We start from the raw sequence: 17,367 nt of genomic DNA, 5'->3' as shown, positions 1-17,367 counted from the left end.
AGAGTGAGGAACACACGATGACCCGCATGCTGATCATGGGCCCTCCCGGATCCGGTAAGGGCACCCAGGCCTCCCGGATCGCCGACAAGCTGGGGATCGTCCCCATCTCCACCGGCGACATCTTCCGCCACAACGTCAAGGCCATGACCCCGCTCGGCGTCGAGGCCAAGCGCTACATCGACAACGGCGACTTCGTGCCCGACGACGTCACCAACCGCATGGTGGCCGACCGCATCGCCCAGCCCGATGCCGAGCACGGCTTCCTCCTGGACGGATACCCCCGCACCGCGGGCCAGGTCGAGGCGCTCGACGCCATGCTGCGCGAGGCCGGCCAGGCCCTGTCCGCCGTCGTCGAGCTCGAGGTGCCGGACGCCGAGCTCGTGGAGCGTCTGCTCAAGCGCGCCGAGATCGAGGGCCGCGCCGACGACACCCAGGACGTCATCCAGCACCGCCTCGACCTCTACCACCGCGAGACGGAGGTCGTGATCGAGAACTACGTGGACCGCGGCATCGTGGCGCGCGTGGACGGCACGGGCCAGATCGACGACGTCACGGAACGCCTGCTCCAGGCCGTCTACTCGGTGCGCGCGGCGACCGGCACCCTGCCCGTCATCACCCCGCGGACCGAGGCCTGACCGCGTGATCGGACGTCGCTCCCTCGAGCTCAAGACCACCCCCCAGCTGCAGGCCATGCAGCGTGCGGGGGTGGTCCTGTCCGCGGCCCTCGATGCCGCCGTGGACGCCGCCGCCCCCGGTGTGACCACCGCGGAGCTGGACGCCGTGTTCCGCGGCGTCCTCGCCGAGCACGGCGCAACCTCGAACTTCCTGGGCTACCACGGCTTCCCCGCCACGATCTGCGCGTCGGTGAACGAGGAGGTGGTCCACGGCATCCCCGGGGAGCGCGTCCTGCAGGCCGGCGACGTCCTGAAGATCGACGGCGGCGCGATCGTGGACGGCTGGCATGCCGACTCCGCGCGCACCGTGATCCTGGGGTCCTCCGCGGCCGGCACGGCGGACCCCGCGGACGAGCGCCTCTCCGCCGTCACCCGCGAGGCCATGTGGGCGGGGATCGCCGCCTTCGCGTCCGCCACGCACGTGGGGGAGATCGGCGACGCCATCGACGACCACGTCTCGGCGCAGGACGGCCCCGAGCTCGGCATCCTCGAGGACTACGTGGGCCACGGCATCGGCTCGGCCATGCACCTGCCCCCGGATGTGTTCAACTACCGCACCGGGCACCAGGGCCCGCGCGTGCGCCCCGGCCTGGCGCTCGCGATCGAGCCCATGCTCGTGCGCGGCGGCATCGAGACCCGCACCCTCGAGGACGACTGGACCGTGGTGACGGAGGACGGGGCGCGGGCGAGCCAGTGGGAGCACTCGGTGTGCCGCCACGCCGGCGGCCTGTGGGTCCTCACCGCCCCCGACGGCGGCGCGTCCGAGCTGGCCCGCTTCGGCGTCACCCCGGTCCCGCCGGGGGAGTGACCCCGCACGCCCGGGCGTGGTGGTCATCCGGCTCCGGATGCGGTATCATCGAATGTTGATCGTGTCCGCTCGCCGTCGGCGTGCCGCCGCGATCCACCCCGTTCCCGCCCCGTGGGCGGCGCCACCGCGCCGCTGTCGGAGCATGACGATAGTGGAGGACATGGCTAAGAAGGAAGGTGTCATCGAGGTCGAGGGCACGGTGTCGGAGGCGTTGCCCAACGCGATGTTCCGCGTCCGTCTGCAGAACGAGCACGTCGTGCTCGCCACGATCTCCGGAAAGATGCGTCAGCACTACATCCGCATCCTCCCCGAGGATCGCGTCGTGGTGGAGCTTAGCCCGTACGACCTCAATCGAGGTCGCATCGTCTACCGCTACAAGTAAGACCCAACCCGTCCAAGCGAGCGCAGGAGGAAGAGCCGTGAAGGTTCAGCCGAGCGTGAAGCGGATTTGTGACAAGTGCCAGGTCGTGCGCCGTAAGGGCCGCGTTCTGGTGATCTGCTCGAACCCGCGCCACAAGCAGCGCCAGGGCTGATCGCCTCCCCCGTCTCGCGGGGGAGCGACGCCGTGCGCTGACGAGAACACCCAACCGGCCATGATGGCCGAACAGCAGGGACAACGGTCGCCCCCGTCACACGGGACGCGGCCGACACCTCCGGTCGCAGGGGCCGGAGACCGACGACGGCGGACGACCGCCGCGGAGCACGCCGAGCACTCGCTGGGCGCCGCGGCTCGAGGGTCCGCTTGGCCGTGAGCCGCGTCGTCCGGGCGTCCCTGGTGCAGACCTCTGCTGCTTCAAGGAACAGGAGGACGGCCGCATGGCTCGTCTTGCAGGCGTTGACATTCCGCGCGAGAAGCGCGTGATCATCGCACTCACCTACATCTACGGCGTGGGCAAGACCCGCGCCGAGGAGACCCTCGCCGCCACCGGGATCGACCCGAACATCCGCGTGAAGGACCTCTCCGACGAACAGCTGGTGCAGCTGCGCGACCACATCGAGGGCACCTACAAGGTGGAGGGCGACCTCCGCCGCGAGGTCGCCGCCGACATCCGTCGCAAGGTGGAGATCGGCTCCTACGAGGGCCTGCGCCACCGTCGCGGCCTTCCGGTGCGCGGTCAGCGCACGAAGACCAACGCCCGCACCCGCAAGGGCCCCAAGAAGACGGTCGCCGGCCGCAAGAAGTGATCCTGCCGGCGAGGCTGAGCCCGGACCCGTCCGGCCGCCCCGCCGCAGCACCTGCACCGTCAGCCTTTTCGTCAGGAGAACCACATGCCCCCCAAGACCCGCGCCGCAGCGGCCCGCAAGCCGCGCCGCAAGGACAAGAAGAACATCACCGTGGGCCAGGCCCACATCAAGAGCACGTTCAACAACACCATCGTGTCCATCACGGACACCACGGGTGCCGTCATCTCGTGGGCCTCGTCCGGCGAGGTGGGCTTCAAGGGCTCGCGCAAGTCGACCCCCTACGCCGCGCAGCTGGCCGCCGAGCAGGCCGCCAAGCGCGCCCAGGAGCACGGCATGAAGAAGGTGGACGTCTTCGTGAAGGGCCCGGGCTCGGGTCGCGAGACCGCCATCCGCTCCCTGCAGGCCGCCGGCCTCGAGGTGGGGTCCATCCAGGACGTCACCCCCATGGCCCACAACGGTGCTCGCCCCGCGAAGCGCCGCCGCGTCTGACCTGAGCGTCTTCTCCGCACCCGCCCCGTCCCCCGGGGCGGGTGCGGACAGGTCTGCGACCTGATCCCATCCCGTCCTCGTTTCCACCCCCCGCGTGCGTCATATGGCGGACGCTCGCCGAAAGGAAATGTTCGTGCTCATTGCACAGCGCCCCACGCTGACCGAAGAGGTCGTGTCCGACCGTCGGTCCCGGTTCGTGATCGAGCCGCTGGAGCCCGGCTTCGGCTACACCCTCGGCAACTCCCTGCGCCGCACTCTGCTCTCCTCCATCCCCGGTGCTGCCGTGACCAGCATCCGCGTGGACGGCGTCCTGCACGAGTTCAGCACCGTCAACGGCGTCAAGGAGGATCTCACCGAGATCATCCTCAACATCAAGCAGCTGTCCGTCTCCTCCGAGAACGACGAGCCCGTCGTCGCCTACCTGCGCAAGCAGGGGGCCGGCGTCGTGACCGCCGCGGACATCACCGCCCCCGCCGGTGTGGAGATCCACAACAAGGACCTCCACATCGCGACGCTCAACGCGAAGGGCAAGTTCGACATGGAGCTGACGGTCGAGCGCGGCCGCGGCTACGTGACGGCGGCCCAGAACAAGTCCGCGGACGCGGAGATCGGCCGCATCCCGGTCGACTCCATCTACTCGCCCGTGCTCAAGGTGACCTTCAAGGTCGAGGCCACCCGTGTGGAGCAGCGGACGGACTTCGACCGCCTGATCCTGGACGTGGAGACCAAGGAGTCCATGCTGCCGCGCGACGCCGTGGCCTCTGCGGGCTCCACGCTCGTCGAGCTGTTCGGCCTGGCCCGCGCGCTCAACGTCGAGGCCGAGGGCATCGACCTGGGCGAGACGCCGGCGGAGGGCGACGTGTCCGCCGACCTGGCCCAGCCGATCGAGGAGCTCGAGCTGACCGTGCGCTCCTACAACTGCCTCAAGCGCGAGGGCATCCACTCCGTGGGTGAGCTCGTGGCCCGGTCCGAGGCCGACCTGATGGACATCCGCAACTTCGGCGCGAAGTCCATCGACGAGGTCAAGGAGAAGCTGGAGGAGCTGGGCCTGTCCCTCAAGGACTCGCCGGCCGGCTACGACCCGCAGCTCCACGCGCGCCAGATGGACGACGATCCGTTCTCGGACTTCTGAGCCGCACCGCACCCCTGAATCTTTGACCCCGAGGCCGACGCCGGCACCGGGGACCACCTGAGGAGAAACACCATGCCTACCCCCACCAAGGGTCCGCGCCTGGGCGGCAGCCCGGCCCACGAGCGCATCATGCTGGCCAACATGTCGGCCCAGCTCTTCGAGCACAAGTCGATCACCACGACGCTCACCCGCGCCAAGCGCCTCCGCCCCCACGCGGAGCGCCTCATCACCTTCGCGAAGAAGGGCGACCTGCCCTCCCGTCGCAAGGTGCAGGGCATCATCGCGGCGAAGAACCGCACCAACAAGTCCATCGTGCACGAGCTGTTCACGGTGATCGCCCCGGCCATGGCCGAGCGCAACGGCGGCTACACCCGCATCACCAAGATCGGCAACCGCCACGGCGACAACGCGCCCATGGCCGTGATCGAGCTCATCATGGATCCGGTCTCCCCGAAGCAGGCCGTCGTCCGTGAGGCCGAGCGCGCCGTCGAGACGGCTCCGGCCGCCCCGGTCGAGGCCGAGGCCGTCCCCGTGGAGGCCGTGGACCCGGCCGCCACCGAGGACGTCACCGTGGCCGAGTCCGAGGAGACCGCCGCCGAGATCGACGGCGCCGTCGCCACGACCGAGGACGGCTCCGCTCCCGAGGGCGCGACCATCAAGGGCAACGCCAGCTCGAAGAAGTACCACGTCCCCGGCTCCCGCTGGTACGACCAGACCACCGCCGAGGTCTGGTTCACCACTGTCGAGGAGGCCGTGGCCGCCGGCTTCGAGCCCGCCGGCGGCGCTGCGGCGCAGAAGATGCCCGCCTCCGAGTGAGGCCGTGCGCACCCCCTCGGCGGGGAGCGCATCCCCTGAGCGAAGGGCCGTCCACCTCGGTGGGCGGCCCTTCGTCGCGTCGACCCCCAGGAGCACCATGACCGAGCACCGCTCTGCCGAGCACACCCGCCCGCGCGGGGACGCGTCCGCCGAGGCCGACTCCACCCCGTCCGCCGCCGCGGACCTCGCCGCGCCCGACGCAGACGCCGCCGCGGACCTCGCCGTCCCCGACGCGCGCCTCCGGGTGCGGCTCGACCTCGCCTATGACGGCTCGGCGTTCTCCGGCTGGGCCTCCCAGCCGGGGCTGCCCACCGTCCAGGGCGCGCTCGAGGAGGCGCTAAAGCGGATCCTGCGCCGCCCCGTGGCCACGGTGGTGGCCGGGCGCACCGACGCCGGCGTCCACGCGCGCGGCCAGGTGGTCCATCTGGACCTCTCCGCCGCCGAGTGGGAGGGCCTCTCCCGGGGCCGGCCGGGCGATGACCCGGGGCAGGCCCTGCTGCGCCGCCTCGCGGGCGTGCTCTCCGGCTGGGGCGGCGCCGTCGTGGTGCACGGCGCGGCCCGTGCACCGGAGGGCTTCGACGCGCGGTTCGGCGCCCTGTGGCGCGAGTACGAGTACCGCATCAGCGACCGCCGAGCGACGCAGGACCCGCTCACCCGCCGGGGCACGCACTGGCACGGCGCCGCCCTGGATGTGGGGCGCATGCAGACGGAGGCCCACGCCCTCCTCGGCCTGCACGACTTCCTCTCCTTCTGCAGGCCGCGCGAGGGTGCCACCACCATCCGCGAGGTCCAGGATCTGCGGGTCGAGCGGGACCCGGAGGGGATCGTCCGTGTCCAGATCCGCGCGGACGCGTTCTGCCACCACATGGTGCGCTCCATCGTGGGGGCGCTCCTGGAGGTGGGGGAGGGGCGTCGCGCTCCCGGCTGGGCGGGCGAGCGGCTGGCGGCCCGCGTGCGGGACTCCCATGTGCGCCTCGCGCCGCCGGGTGGGCTGACCCTGGCCCGCGTCGCCTACCCGGCGAACCCGGACGTGCTGCGGGCCCGCGCCGCGGGGACACGGGCCCGACGCTCCCTGTGAGTCCGGGCGTCGACGTCGGGGGCGCCCCCGAAGGGCGCCGCGGGACGTGGGCCCGCGCTTTTGCCGCGGGGACGCGGACCCGGTAGCATGGGGAGACGTTGCGCATGTCCGCACCCGGATGCGTCGTGCCGCGAGTGGCTCAGTTGCATGGCCTTCAGCTCGCGCCGCACCCCCGGGATCCTCGGGCCCGGTCGCCTTCCAGTCCTCACCTGGAGCCCCGGCGCGCACGGAGAACTGACAGTGCGCCCCACGCCGGAATCACGCCCCAGCGCGCGGCCACTGTGACCGATCACCGACCCTGAAGGCAGACAACGTGCGTACGTACTCTCCCAAGCCTGGCGATGCCGACCGCCAGTGGCACATCATCGATGCCACCGACGTCGTCCTCGGCCGCCTGGCCACCCACACCGCCACCCTGCTGCGCGGAAAGCACAAGCCGACGTTCGCCCCCCACATGGACATGGGCGACTTCGTCATCATCGTGAACGCCGAGAAGGTGGCCCTCACCGGCGCCAAGCTCGAGAAGAAGCGCGCCTATCGCCACTCGGGCTACCCGGGCGGCCTGAAGTCGCAGAGCTACGCCGAGCTCCTCGAGACCAACCCGGTCCGCGCCGTGGAGAAGGCCGTCCGCGGCATGCTCCCCAAGAACTCGCTGGCCGACCAGCAGATGGGCAAGCTCAAGGTGTACCGCGGTGCCGAGCACCCGCACGCCGCCCAGCAGCCCGCCACCTTCGAGATCGGCCAGGTCGCCCAGTGACCCTGGCGACCGCCTGAGACTTTTCCTGAGGAGAACCATGAGCATCAATGAGCATGAGGACGTGGAGCTGACCAGCTACACCTCCGAGTCGTCCGCCACCGCCTCCACCGACGAGGCCGCCGTGTCCGAGCGTCCCGCCCTGACCGTCCCCGGTGCAGCCGTCGGCCGCCGCAAGGAGGCCGTGGCGCGCGTCCGCCTCATCCCCGGCTCCGGCCAGTGGACCGTGAACGGCCGCACCCTGGAGAACTACTTCCCCAACAAGCTGCACCAGCAGGAGGTCAACGACCCCTTCACGCTGCTGGAGCTCGCCGGCGCGTACGACGTGATCGCCCGCATCCACGGCGGCGGCCCCTCCGGGCAGGCCGGTGCGCTGCGCCTGGGCATCTCCCGCGCCCTGAACGAGATCGACCGCGAGCACAACCGCGCCGCCCTCAAGAAGGCCGGCTTCCTCACCCGTGACGCCCGCGTCATCGAGCGCAAGAAGGCCGGCCTCAAGAAGGCCCGCAAGGCCTCGCAGTTCTCGAAGCGCTGATCTGCGCCTCGGCTCCGGCCGAGCGGATCCGCCCCGCAGACCCCGTGTCACCGTTCCCCGGTGGCGCGGGGTCTGCCGCGTCCGGCGCCTAGACTGTGAGGGTCCCCGCAGTGCGGCGGGGGCGCGCCCGGGGCGTGAGGGCTCCCGCCGGTGGCGCGAGACGTGTGAGAGCCACGAGGAGATCCGCCATGGCAGATTCATCCCGCCGCCCGGAGGACGCCCCCCAGGAGGCCCAGGGCCAGGCGCAGACCGACGCGCCGGCGTCGCCGGAGAGCACCCCCGTCCACGTGCTGGAGGCGGGGGATTCCGATCTCCCGTTCGCCGTGACCCACGACTACGCCGCGGAGGTCGACGAGATCCACGAGCTCGGCCGCAAGCTGCGCGGGGACAAGGCCCTGCCGACCCCGGACCCGCTCGCGTGGCGCGAGGGCTACCCCTACGAGACGAAGATCAGCCGACGCCTCTACGAGCGCCGCAAGCGCGAGCTCCAGATCGAGCTGCTGAAGATGCAGCTGTGGGTCAAGGAGACGGGCCAGAAGGTCCTGATCATCTTCGAGGGGCGCGACGCGGCCGGCAAGGGCGGCGCGATCAAGCGCTTCAACGAGCACCTCAACCCGCGCGGCGCCCGCACCGTGGCCCTCGAGAAGCCCACCGAGGCCGAGGCCTCGCAGTGGTACTTCCAGCGCTACATCCAGCACCTGCCCTCCGGCGGGGAGATCGTGATGTTCGACCGGTCCTGGTACAACCGGGCCGGCGTCGAGCGCGTCATGGGCTATTGCACGCCGCCGCAGTACCTCGAGTTCATGCGGGAGACCCCGGAGCTCGAGCGCATGCTGGTCAACTCCGGCATCCACCTCGTGAAGTTCTGGTTCTCCGTCTCCCAGCGCGAGCAGCTCAACCGCTTCGCCTCCCGCGAGACCGATCCCGTCCGCCGCTGGAAGCTCTCGCCCACCGACATGGCCTCCCTCGACAAGTGGGACGACTACACGAACGCCAAGGAGGCCATGTTCTTCTACACGCACACGGCCGACGCGCCGTGGACCGTGGTGAAGTCCAACGACAAGAAGCGCGCGCGCCTCGAGGCCATCCGGCACGTGCTGCACACGCTCCCGTACCCGGGCAAGGACGCGCGGATCGTGCACGCCCCGGACCCGCTCATCTGCGCACCCGCGACGGACCTGTTCGAGATGGGCGAGGACCACGACAGCGGCTCCTTCCCGCGCGTGCGCTGAGCACGTCCGGGACGCGGCGGCCCGCCGAGGCCCCCGCATGACGACGGCGCCCCGCCCGCTCGGGTGGGGCGCCGTCGTCGGCGGTGCGGATGCTCAGGGGTTGCGCTTGACCCACTCCGCGTTGACGTGGGCGTCGTCGAGGAGGTTCTCCGCCCCGAACCCCTCGCTGATGCGGTACTCGCCGGCCTCCAGGGAGGCGCGCACGTCCTCGCGCAGGATCGGGAGCTTCGCGTAGAACGCGTCGCCGCAGCAGCTGGTGGCCACCACGTCGCGGTGGCCGATGATGCGCGAGGGCGGCATCTCGTACTGCTGGCAGATGTAGGCGGAGAGCCGCACGAGCCCCGCGTAGAGGCTCTGCGGCGGCGGATTCACCATGTAGAAGCCCTCGCACTCGATGCCCAGGGCGTAGGCGTTGAAGCCGAGGGCGTGGATGCCGAGCATGAAGGTCTCCCCGCCCTCGAGGGCGTGGCGGGAGCCGTGCCGGGCCTCCATGGGGAAGCCGCCGCGGGACAACGTGAACTGCTGGCCGGAGTCGCCCCAGCCCTGGGCGATGTGGCCCTTCTGCACCATGCGGGCGAGGTCCAAGGCGGCCTGGCGTGACCCGTCGGAGGTGTTCGGCGTCGTCGTGTGGTGGATGACGAGGTACGAGGGGCGCTCGTAGAGGGTCTGGAGGTAGTTGGCGGGCGTGACCGCGCCCCAGTCGTCCGTCGTGAGGATCTCCGGCGCGGGCAGGCGGGGGCGGTCGTCGCCGCCGGCGGAGGCGGACGCCTCGGGGGCCTCGTCGCCGGATCCGCAGGCGACGGCGGCGGAGGCGAGCGCGACGCCGGTGCCGCCCAGGACGGCGCGGCGCGGCCAGCGTCGTCGTGGGGTGGTCTCGGGGAGATCGGCCATGGAGGGGTCCTTCGTGTCGGGGCGGCGGGGGGCCGCGGGGCCGCCCGTCCGGGAGCCGGACGGGTGCACGGGCGCGGGCCCACCGGCTCGATGGTACCGGCCGCGCGGCGCGCTCGGGACCCCGGGGGTGGTGCTCCGGGCCACTCAGGCTCGTAGACTCACTGATCATGTCGAGATTGTTCGGAACCGATGGCGTCCGTGGCCTGGCCAACGAGACCCTCACTGTGGAGCTGTCCCTCCAGCTGGCCCAGGCGGCCGCCCCCGTGCTCGGGGCCGAGGCCCTCGAGGAGGGCAGGCGGCCCGTGGCCGTCGTCGCGCGGGACCCGCGGATCAGCGGCCAGTTCATCGGCGCGGCCGTGGTGGCCGGCCTCGCCTCGTCCGGCGTGGACGTCTGGGACGCCGGCGTGCTGCCCACGCCGGCGGCCGCGTTCCTCGTGGCGGACCTGGGCGCGGACTTCGGCGTGATGATCTCCGCCTCCCACAACCCCGCGCCGGACAACGGCATCAAGTTCCTCGCCCGCGGTGGCCAGAAGCTCACCGACGGGCAGGAGGACGAGATCATCCAGCACCTGGAGGGCGCCGACCCGCTGCGCCCCACGGGTGCGGACGTGGGCCGCGTGCGCGTCTTCTCCGACGCCGAGGACCGCTATGTCCTCCACCTCCTCCAGTCCCTGCCCCACCGCCTGGACGGCCTCACCGTGGTGTTGGACTGCGCCCACGGCGCGGCCGCCGGCTGCTCACCGGAGGCGTTCCGCGCCGCCGGCGCGCAGGTGGTCGTCATCGGCGCCTCCCCAGACGGGCTGAACATCAACGAGGGCTGCGGCTCGACGCACCTGGAGATGCTCCAGGCGGCGGTCAAGGAGCACGGCGCGGACCTGGGCATCGCCCACGACGGCGACGCCGACCGCTGCCTCGCGGTGGACGAGCACGGCGAGGTCGTGGACGGCGACCAGATCATGGGCGTCATGGCGCTGGCCCTGAAGGACCGCGGCGCCCTGCGCGACGACACCCTCGTGGTCACCGTCATGTCCAACCTCGGCCTCAAGCTGGCCATGGGCCGCGAGGGGGTCCAGCTGGTGGAGACCCAGGTCGGCGACCGCTACGTCCTGGCCGGCATGAAGCTGGGGGACTACTCGCTGGGCGGCGAGCAGTCCGGCCACGTGATCTTCGCGGACCACGCCACCACGGGCGACGGCGTGCTGACCGGCCTGCAGCTCGCCTCCCGCGTGGCCCAGACCGGCACCCCGCTCTCCGAGCTCGCCGGCGTGATGCAGCGCCTCCCGCAGGTGCTCGTGAACGTGCGCGGTGTGGACAAGGCCCGCGCCGGGACGGACGAGGCCGTGCAGGCCGCCGTGGCCGAGGCCGAGGCGCGCCTCGGGGAGACGGGGCGGGTGCTGCTGCGCCCGTCCGGAACGGAGCCGGTGGTGCGCGTGATGGTGGAGGCCCCGGACGAGGACACCGCCCGCGGCGAGGCCGAGTCCCTGGCCGCCGTCGTGCAGCGCGAGCTCGCGCTCCACGCCTGACCCGTGCGCCCGGACCAGCCGCCTCGCAGGGCGGTGCTGCTCGGCGCGCTGACGGCCGGGCTGGCGCTGCTGTGGGGCGTGGCCTACGCGGCCGTGGACGCCCCGGTGTGCGGCCGCGGCGTGGCGCTCGAATGGCTGCCGTGCCTGGACGCGGGGACCGGCGGCGCGGCCACCGCACCGTAGGGGGCGGCCCCGTGCCCCCGGCGGGTGCGCCCCGGAACAGGACGGGCCCCGGACGCCTCCGTTGGGGAGGTGTCCGGGGCCCGTCGGGGTCGGGGAGCCGGGAGGCTCAGAGTCGGGGGTCGGTCCCGGTGGGGGTGCCGGTGACGGTGCCCGCGGCGCCGCCGCGCTGGGCGGCCAGCAGGTCGCGGATCTCGGAGAGCAGCGCGACGTCCTCCGGCACCTCCTCGTCCTTCGGGGTGATGCCGAGGCGCCGGTTGCGGCGCTCGATCATGGCGTTCATCGGCAGGACGATCACGAAGTAGACCGCCGCGGCGATGAGCAGGAAGTTGACGATCGCGGTGAGGAGGACGCCGAACTGGATGGCGTTGCCGTTGAGCATCACGACGCCGAACTGGTCGAAGTCCGGCGCCTTCACGAGCCCGGAGATGAACGGCATGAGCACGTTCTCCACGACCGCGTTGATCACCTTGCTGAAGGCGGCGCCGATGACGACGGCCACGGCGAGGTCGATGACGTTTCCCTTGAGGATGAATTCCTTGAATCCTTGAAGCATGGGGCAAGTCTATGGCCATTCGAGGCCGGCGCCGACCGTGTCCGGGGCTCGGCCGGGCCGGGGCGACGAGGGTCCGGCCACGAGGCGGGCCTCAGACCTTGCGCAGCAGGACCCGCGTGACCTCGTGCCGCTCGTTCTTGGTGAGCACGAGTCGCGCCCGCCCCCGGGTGGGATGCACGTTCTGCTGGAGGTTGGGCCCGTTGATGGTGTCCCAGATGTGCTCCGCGGTGGCCTGCGCCTCGGCGTCGGAGAGGTGGGCGTAGCGGTGGAAGTAGCTGCGCGGATCGCGGAAGGCGCCCGAGCGCAGGTCCATGAAGCGCTCGATGTACCAGCGGCGGATCCAGTCGGCACGGGCGTCCACGTACACGGAGAAGTCGAAGAAGTCGGAGACGCTGAGGCCGGCCGTGCCGTCGGTGCGGGTGCGTGGCGGGGCGAGCACGTTCAGGCCCTCCACGATCAGCACGTCCGGGCGGTGCACCGCCTGCTCCTCGCCGGGGACGATGTCGTAGGTCATGTGCGAGTACACGGGCGCACGCACCTCCTCCGCCCCGGACTTCACGTCGGCCATGAAGCGGAGCAGGGCGCGCCGGTCGTAGGACTCCGGGAAGCCCTTGCGCTTCATGAGCCCGCGTTCGGCGAGGACGGCGTTCGGATGGAGGAAGCCGTCCGTGGTGATGAGCTCCACGCGGGGGGTGGTGGGCCAGCGGCGCAGCATCTCCTGGAGCACGCGCGCGGTGGTCGACTTGCCGACGGCCACCGAGCCCGCCACGCCGATCACGTAGGGGGTCCGGCCGGTGTGCTCGCCCAGGAAGGCATTGGTCGCGCTGCGCAGTGCACCGGACGCCTCGACGTTGATGCCCAGGAGCCGGGAGAGGGGGAGGTACACCTCGGCGACCTCGGTGAGGGAGAGGGTGTCGCCGATGCCGCGCAGCCGCTCCACGTCCGCCTGGTCGAAGGGCTGGGCCATCTCCGCGGCGAGGCGGGACCAGGTCTGCCGCTCGAGCTCCACGAAGGGAGAGCGGTGGTGGTCGGCCGCCCGGGCGGGCTCGCGGGGCCGGGCCGGGAGGGCAGGGCTCGCGGGGATGGCGTCGGTGTCCGTCACCGCACCATTATGACGGTCGCCCTGCGGCGGGTCGGAGCCCGCCGTTCCGTGGCGCGTCCCGGGCCCCCTGCGGCGCGCCTCCGGGCCCCGAACCGCCGCCGCTAGGATCGGACCCATGCGCGTTCTCGTGACCGGTGGTGCCGGCTACCTCGGGTCACACACGGTGACCACCCTGCTCGACGCCGGCCATGACGTCCTGGTGCTGGACAGCCTCGTCAGCTCGTCCCGGGCAGCCCTCGAGCGGGCCGCCGAGGTGTGCGGCGTCGAGCTCGGCGGCCCCCGCCTCGACCTGCTCCAGGCGGACGTCTGCCGTCCCGAGCACTACGCCGACGCGGTGGTGCGCTACGCGCCGGACGGCGTCGTGCACTTCGCGGGCCTGAAGTCGCCGACGGAGTCGATGCGGGAGCCTGCCGCCTACTACAGCGTCAACGTGGCCGGGACCGCACAGGTCGCGCGCGTGGCCGCCGAGGCCGGCGCGCGTGTCCTGCTCTTCTCCTCCTCCGCCACGGTCTACGGCGACGACGCCCCCGTGCCCGTCGCCGAGGACGCGCCCACCGCGCCCGTGAACCCGTACGGCCACTCCAAGCTGATGGCCGAGCAGGTCCTGCGCGACGTCCACGGGTCCGTGCCCGCGCTCTCCGTGGCGGTGCTGCGCTACTTCAACCCCGTGGGCGCCCACCCCTCCGGCCGCCTGGGGGAGGATCCGCAGGGCACGCCCGCCAACCTCATGCCGTTCGTGGCGCGCGTGGCCACCGGGCAGTGTCCCGAGCTGCAGGTGTTCGGGGCGGACTTCGCCACGCGGGACGGCAGCGCCATCCGCGACTTCATCCACGTGATGGACCTCGCCGAGGCCCACGTGGCCGCCCTCGAGTGGATGACGGAGCACACGCGGGACGCGCCGGCCGTGAAGGTCTGGAACATCGGGCGCGGGGAGGGCGTCACGGTGTTCGAGATGGTCCGCGCCGTCGAGGCCGTCACCGGCCGCGCCGTCCCGTACCGGGTCGTGGGCCGCCGCACGGGGGACATCGGGGAGTCCCGCGCGGCCGTCGACGCGATCGGCGGGGAGGTCGGCTGGCGCGCCCGGCGCAGTGTCGAGGCGATGGTCCGGGACATGTGGGCCTGGCAGGAGGCCAACCCCCACGGCTACCGCGAGTCCTGAGCGCGGTGGCGCGCGCCCGGGGCCGCGGCCGGTATCCTCATCCGCATGTGCGGAATTGTCGGATACATCGGCCACCCCTCCACCACTCGGGACCACGGCGCCCTCGAGGTCCTCATGGAGGGCCTGCGCCGTCTCGAATACCGCGGATACGACTCCGCCGGCGTCGCCGTCGTGGCGGACGGCGAGCTGTACCACCGCAAGAAGGCGGGCAAGCTGGCCAACCTGGCCGCCGAGCTCGAGGCGCACCCGGTGCCCGCGGCGCAGGTGGGCATCGGCCATACGCGCTGGGCCACCCACGGCGGCCCCACGGACGTCAACGCGCACCCGCACGTCGCGGACGAGGGCCGTCTGGCCATGATCCACAACGGCATCATCGAGAACTACGCCGAGCTCCGCGAGGAGCTGCTGGCCAAGGGGGTGAGCTTCCTCTCGGAGACCGACACCGAGGTGGCCGCCCACCTGCTGGGCGACATCTACCGCAACGGGGCCGCCGGGGACCTGACCCGCGCGATGCAGATGGCCTCCCAGCGCCTCGAGGGCGCCTTCACCCTGCTGGCCGTCCACGTGGACCACCCGGACCGCGTGGTCGCCTCCCGCCGCAACTCCCCGCTCGTGGTGGGCGTGGGCGAGGGGGAGAACTTCCTCGGCTCGGACGTCTCGGGCTTCATCGACTTCACGCGGAACGCCATCGAGCTCGAGCAGGACCAGGTGGTGACCATCACCGCCGACGCCGTCGAGATCACCGACTTCGCGGGCGCGCCCGCGCAGGGCAAGGCGTTCTCCGTGGACTGGGACGCCTCCGCCGCGGAGAAGGGCGGCTTCGCCACCTTCATGGAGAAGGAGATCCACGACCAGCCGCAGGCCGTGCAGGACACCCTGCTGGGCCGCACGGACGCCTCGGGCGCGCTCGTGCTGGACGAGCTGCGGATCGAGCCCGAGGAGCTGCGCAGCATCACCAAGATCATCGTGCTCGCGTGCGGCACCTCGGCCTACGCCGGGATGGTGGCCAAGTACGCGATCGAGCACTGGTGCCGCATCCCGGTGGAGGTGGAGCTCTCCCACGAGTTCCGCTACCGGGACCCCATCATCGACGACGGCACGCTCGTGGTCTCCATCTCCCAGTCCGGCGAGACCATGGACACGCTCATGGCCGTCCGGTACGCGAAGGAGCAGGGCGCCCGCACGGTGTCCATCTGCAACACCAACGGCTCCACCATCCCGCGCGAGTCCGACGCCGTGCTGTACACGCACGCCGGCCCCGAGATCGCCGTGGCCTCCACGAAGGCGTTCCTCGCCCAGATCACGGCGGCCTACCTCCTCGGCCTCTACCTCGCGCAGCTGAACAAGAAGCTCTTCAGCGGCCAGATCAGCGACATCATGGCGGACCTCGCCGACATCCCCGCGAAGATCGGCGAGATCCTCGAGAACGCGGACCAGGTCAAGGAGCTCGCCCGCTCGATGGCGGACGCCACCTCCGTGCTGTTCCTCGGCCGCAACGTCGGCTACCCCGTGGCCATGGAGGGCGCGTTGAAGCTCAAGGAGCTCGCGTACATCCACGCGGAGGGCTTCGCCGCCGGCGAGCTCAAGCACGGGCCGATCGCGCTGATCGACGAGGGCCAGCCGGTGTTCGTGGTCATGCCCTCCCCGATGGACCGCCACTCCCTGCACGCCAAGGTGGTCTCCAACATCCAGGAGGTCCGCGCCCGCGGGGCCCGTACCTTCGCGGTGGCCGAGCGGGGCGACGCCGCGGTGCGCTCGCAGGCCGAGGTCGTCATCGAGGTTCCGGAGACCCAGCCGATGCTGATGCCGCTCCTCACCACCGTGCCCCTGCAGATCTTCGCGCTCGAGCTCGCCTCGGCGAAGGGCTACGACGTGGACCAGCCGCGCAACCTGGCGAAGTCCGTCACGGTGGAGTGAGCCAGCCCGGTCCGTCGCGCCACACACGCCGTCCCGACGCGGGGCGGCGTGTGCCGCTTCTCGCGTCATAGGGTTAACCCATGCGCCCCCGTCTCGCGGTCATCACTCCGCTCTTCGCCCCCGGCGTCCGTGGCGGCGGTCCCATCCGGACCCTCACCGCGCTCGTCCAGGGGGCCCCCACCTGGCTGGACCTCCACGTGTTCACGCAGAGTCGCGACCACGGGGAGCGGCAGGACATGGTCGACATCACTGACAGGCCCACGATGTGGGAGGGGACCAAGGTCACATATGCCCGCGCGCACACCGTACGAGGGCTGGGTGCCCTCTATGCAGGTCTCGTACGGTGGCGGCCCGATGTCATCTACCTCAATTCCTACTGGAGCCTCTTCTTTTCGCAGGGGGTCATGGCGATCCACCGATGCGGTCTCTTCGGACGGGCCGTCGTCGTGATCGCGCCACGGGGCGAGTTCGCACCGGCGGCCCTCAACCGGCACTCCACGCGCAAGGCGCTGATGCGCTGGGGAAACCAGCTTTGCGGATCCCACCGGAGCGTGATCTGGCACGCGAGCTCCGTGGGGGAAGCGGACGACATCCGCCGGTACATCGGTCCAGTTGCACCTGTGGTCATCCGTGAAAACGACAGTCTTCTGCCGGCTCGAGCGGAGCCGGTGACGGACTCGACGCCGGCTTCGGGGCGAGGCGCGCTTCGGGCGGTGTTCCTCGGGCGTCTCGTCGAGCACAAGGGCCCGGATCTGGCGGCGGAAGCCGTGGCGGCACTGGACGGTGAGGTGACACTGGACATCTACGGTCCCGCAGAAGATGAGGCATTCACCGCGTCGTTGCGCTGTCTGGCGGAGAGCACCGATGGGCGCATCCGAATCCGGGGAACTTTGTCCCACGACGACGTTCGAGCGACCTTGAGCGGATACGAGGTCCTAGTCCTGCCCACCCGAAGTGAGAACTTCGGGCACGTGATCGCAGAAGCACTCTCGGTGGGGGTGCCGGTTGTCGTCCCCGATGTCACGCCGTGGACATCGGTGCTCGAGACCGGCGGCGCCGGCCGTGTCGTGGAACGCTCCGCGGCAGCGATCCGATCAGCCCTCCAAGAACTGGCGGACATGTCCGAAGCCGAGGTCATAGGCACGCGCCGTGCGGCGGCAAGTGCCTATGACGACTGGCGCCGGGCGTCGCTGGCGACGCCGCACCTGTTCGACCTCTTGAGGGGCCGGGGGCTCTTTCCAGACGCATGACGACGGGCGCCGCCCAGGGAGTGTTCCCTCCGCTTTGTGAGTGCCCAACCCCAGTAGACTCGGGGGCGATGCGCGTCGGCTCCGGC

Annotated in this window: 20 protein-coding genes; 17 read left to right on the top strand and 3 right to left on the bottom strand. The window is 71.5% G+C overall.

From position 1 onward, the window contains the following. Window positions 1-17: 17 nt before the first annotated feature. From AAG742_RS08660 to ppk2, 12 genes are all read left to right on the top strand, one after another. A complete protein-coding gene (locus AAG742_RS08660) occupies window positions 18-635 on the top strand; it encodes an adenylate kinase (RefSeq protein ID WP_248115988.1) in 618 nt (205 codons plus the stop codon). A 4-nt stretch (window positions 636-639) separates the two neighbouring features. After that, window positions 640-1,482 (top strand): type I methionyl aminopeptidase, encoded by an 843-nt coding sequence (gene map / locus AAG742_RS08655; protein WP_343282067.1) that lies wholly within the window; start codon window positions 640-642, stop codon window positions 1,480-1,482. Between the two features lie 160 nt (window positions 1,483-1,642). Then, the gene (infA, locus tag AAG742_RS08650) at window positions 1,643-1,864 is read left to right on the top strand and encodes a translation initiation factor IF-1 (RefSeq protein WP_010080397.1); all 222 of its coding nucleotides are present in this window, start codon (window positions 1,643-1,645) and stop codon (window positions 1,862-1,864) included. Window positions 1,865-1,901: 37 nt separating this feature from the next. Continuing rightward, window positions 1,902-2,015, top strand: coding sequence for a 50S ribosomal protein L36 (rpmJ, locus tag AAG742_RS08645; RefSeq protein WP_002857509.1), 114 nt, complete (start codon window positions 1,902-1,904; stop codon window positions 2,013-2,015). Window positions 2,016-2,298: 283 nt separating this feature from the next. Continuing rightward, window positions 2,299-2,667 (top strand): 30S ribosomal protein S13, encoded by a 369-nt coding sequence (gene rpsM, locus AAG742_RS08640; protein WP_248115979.1) that lies wholly within the window; start codon window positions 2,299-2,301, stop codon window positions 2,665-2,667. Between the two features lie 84 nt (window positions 2,668-2,751). Beyond that, on the top strand, window positions 2,752-3,156 hold the full coding sequence (gene rpsK / locus AAG742_RS08635) for a 30S ribosomal protein S11 (protein WP_248115977.1): 405 nt from the start codon (window positions 2,752-2,754) through the stop codon (window positions 3,154-3,156). Between the two features lie 133 nt (window positions 3,157-3,289). Further along, window positions 3,290-4,288: a DNA-directed RNA polymerase subunit alpha gene (locus AAG742_RS08630; RefSeq protein ID WP_298987195.1), complete on the top strand. Its 999-nt coding sequence runs from the start codon at window positions 3,290-3,292 to the stop codon at window positions 4,286-4,288. A gap of 72 nt (window positions 4,289-4,360) precedes the next feature. Next, the gene (gene rplQ, locus AAG742_RS08625) at window positions 4,361-5,104 is read left to right on the top strand and encodes a 50S ribosomal protein L17 (RefSeq protein WP_248115972.1); all 744 of its coding nucleotides are present in this window, start codon (window positions 4,361-4,363) and stop codon (window positions 5,102-5,104) included. Between the two features lie 97 nt (window positions 5,105-5,201). After that, a complete protein-coding gene (gene truA / locus AAG742_RS08620) occupies window positions 5,202-6,182 on the top strand; it encodes a tRNA pseudouridine(38-40) synthase TruA (protein WP_343282066.1) in 981 nt (326 codons plus the stop codon). Window positions 6,183-6,495: 313 nt separating this feature from the next. Beyond that, window positions 6,496-6,939: a 50S ribosomal protein L13 gene (gene rplM / locus AAG742_RS08615; protein WP_248115967.1), complete on the top strand. Its 444-nt coding sequence runs from the start codon at window positions 6,496-6,498 to the stop codon at window positions 6,937-6,939. A gap of 37 nt (window positions 6,940-6,976) precedes the next feature. Next, window positions 6,977-7,471 (top strand): 30S ribosomal protein S9, encoded by a 495-nt coding sequence (rpsI, locus tag AAG742_RS08610; RefSeq protein ID WP_248115965.1) that lies wholly within the window; start codon window positions 6,977-6,979, stop codon window positions 7,469-7,471. Window positions 7,472-7,659: 188 nt separating this feature from the next. After that, on the top strand, window positions 7,660-8,703 hold the full coding sequence (gene ppk2 / locus AAG742_RS08605; protein WP_343282065.1) for a polyphosphate kinase 2: 1,044 nt from the start codon (window positions 7,660-7,662) through the stop codon (window positions 8,701-8,703). Window positions 8,704-8,796: 93 nt separating this feature from the next. Here the strand turns inward: ppk2 and AAG742_RS08600 are convergent, their stop codons facing one another. Continuing rightward, window positions 8,797-9,594 (bottom strand): peptidoglycan recognition family protein, encoded by a 798-nt coding sequence (locus AAG742_RS08600; protein ID WP_343282064.1) that lies wholly within the window; start codon window positions 9,592-9,594, stop codon window positions 8,797-8,799. Window positions 9,595-9,761: 167 nt separating this feature from the next. On the opposite strand from AAG742_RS08600, the gene glmM reads away from it, so the two are divergent. Both glmM and AAG742_RS08590 read left to right on the top strand, forming a co-directional pair. Next, window positions 9,762-11,117 (top strand): phosphoglucosamine mutase, encoded by a 1,356-nt coding sequence (glmM, locus tag AAG742_RS08595; RefSeq protein WP_343282063.1) that lies wholly within the window; start codon window positions 9,762-9,764, stop codon window positions 11,115-11,117. A 3-nt stretch (window positions 11,118-11,120) separates the two neighbouring features. Further along, entirely contained in the window at window positions 11,121-11,300 is a 180-nt protein-coding gene (locus AAG742_RS08590) for a hypothetical protein (RefSeq protein ID WP_298711715.1), read from the top strand. A gap of 106 nt (window positions 11,301-11,406) precedes the next feature. On the opposite strand, the gene mscL is transcribed toward AAG742_RS08590, so the two are convergent. Then, on the bottom strand, window positions 11,407-11,853 hold the full coding sequence (gene mscL / locus AAG742_RS08585) for a large conductance mechanosensitive channel protein MscL (RefSeq protein ID WP_343282062.1): 447 nt from the start codon (window positions 11,851-11,853) through the stop codon (window positions 11,407-11,409). 91 nt (window positions 11,854-11,944) lie between these two features. Next, window positions 11,945-12,862: a type I pantothenate kinase gene (gene coaA, locus AAG742_RS08580; protein WP_248116156.1), complete on the bottom strand. Its 918-nt coding sequence runs from the start codon at window positions 12,860-12,862 to the stop codon at window positions 11,945-11,947. A gap of 208 nt (window positions 12,863-13,070) precedes the next feature. On the opposite strand from coaA, the gene galE reads away from it, so the two are divergent. From galE to AAG742_RS08565, 3 genes are all read left to right on the top strand, one after another. Continuing rightward, window positions 13,071-14,114 (top strand): UDP-glucose 4-epimerase GalE, encoded by a 1,044-nt coding sequence (galE, locus tag AAG742_RS08575; protein ID WP_343282061.1) that lies wholly within the window; start codon window positions 13,071-13,073, stop codon window positions 14,112-14,114. Window positions 14,115-14,159: 45 nt separating this feature from the next. Continuing rightward, window positions 14,160-16,031, top strand: coding sequence for a glutamine--fructose-6-phosphate transaminase (isomerizing) (glmS, locus tag AAG742_RS08570; protein ID WP_298987224.1), 1,872 nt, complete (start codon window positions 14,160-14,162; stop codon window positions 16,029-16,031). 80 nt (window positions 16,032-16,111) lie between these two features. Beyond that, the gene (locus AAG742_RS08565) at window positions 16,112-17,281 is read left to right on the top strand and encodes a glycosyltransferase (protein ID WP_248115946.1); all 1,170 of its coding nucleotides are present in this window, start codon (window positions 16,112-16,114) and stop codon (window positions 17,279-17,281) included. Window positions 17,282-17,367: the final 86 nt, after the last annotated feature.

The organism is Micrococcus sp. 2A, from assembly GCF_039519235.1.
In the GTDB taxonomy this organism is placed as follows: domain Bacteria; phylum Actinomycetota; class Actinomycetes; order Actinomycetales; family Micrococcaceae; genus Micrococcus.
Note: the sequence above shows the minus strand (reverse complement) of the source record. Positions and strands in the feature narration are given on the sequence as shown.

Excerpts from the sequence above, each read along its gene's own strand:
- AAG742_RS08660 (WP_248115988.1), top strand. The coding sequence starts at position 18 with ATGACCCGCATGCTGATCATGGGCCCTCCCGGATCCGGTAAGGGCACC.
- infA (WP_010080397.1), top strand. The coding sequence starts at position 1,643 with ATGGCTAAGAAGGAAGGTGTCATCGAGGTCGAGGGCACGGTGTCGGAG.
- rpsM (WP_248115979.1), top strand. The coding sequence starts at position 2,299 with ATGGCTCGTCTTGCAGGCGTTGACATTCCGCGCGAGAAGCGCGTGATC.
- rpsK (WP_248115977.1), top strand. The coding sequence starts at position 2,752 with ATGCCCCCCAAGACCCGCGCCGCAGCGGCCCGCAAGCCGCGCCGCAAG.
- rplQ (WP_248115972.1), top strand. The coding sequence starts at position 4,361 with ATGCCTACCCCCACCAAGGGTCCGCGCCTGGGCGGCAGCCCGGCCCAC.
- truA (WP_343282066.1), top strand. The coding sequence starts at position 5,202 with ATGACCGAGCACCGCTCTGCCGAGCACACCCGCCCGCGCGGGGACGCG.
- rpsI (WP_248115965.1), top strand. The coding sequence starts at position 6,977 with ATGAGCATCAATGAGCATGAGGACGTGGAGCTGACCAGCTACACCTCC.
- ppk2 (WP_343282065.1), top strand. The coding sequence starts at position 7,660 with ATGGCAGATTCATCCCGCCGCCCGGAGGACGCCCCCCAGGAGGCCCAG.
- AAG742_RS08600 (WP_343282064.1), bottom strand. The coding sequence starts at position 9,594 with ATGGCCGATCTCCCCGAGACCACCCCACGACGACGCTGGCCGCGCCGC.
- glmM (WP_343282063.1), top strand. The coding sequence starts at position 9,762 with ATGTCGAGATTGTTCGGAACCGATGGCGTCCGTGGCCTGGCCAACGAG.
- mscL (WP_343282062.1), bottom strand. The coding sequence starts at position 11,853 with ATGCTTCAAGGATTCAAGGAATTCATCCTCAAGGGAAACGTCATCGAC.
- galE (WP_343282061.1), top strand. The coding sequence starts at position 13,071 with ATGCGCGTTCTCGTGACCGGTGGTGCCGGCTACCTCGGGTCACACACG.
- glmS (WP_298987224.1), top strand. The coding sequence starts at position 14,160 with ATGTGCGGAATTGTCGGATACATCGGCCACCCCTCCACCACTCGGGAC.
- AAG742_RS08565 (WP_248115946.1), top strand. The coding sequence starts at position 16,112 with ATGCGCCCCCGTCTCGCGGTCATCACTCCGCTCTTCGCCCCCGGCGTC.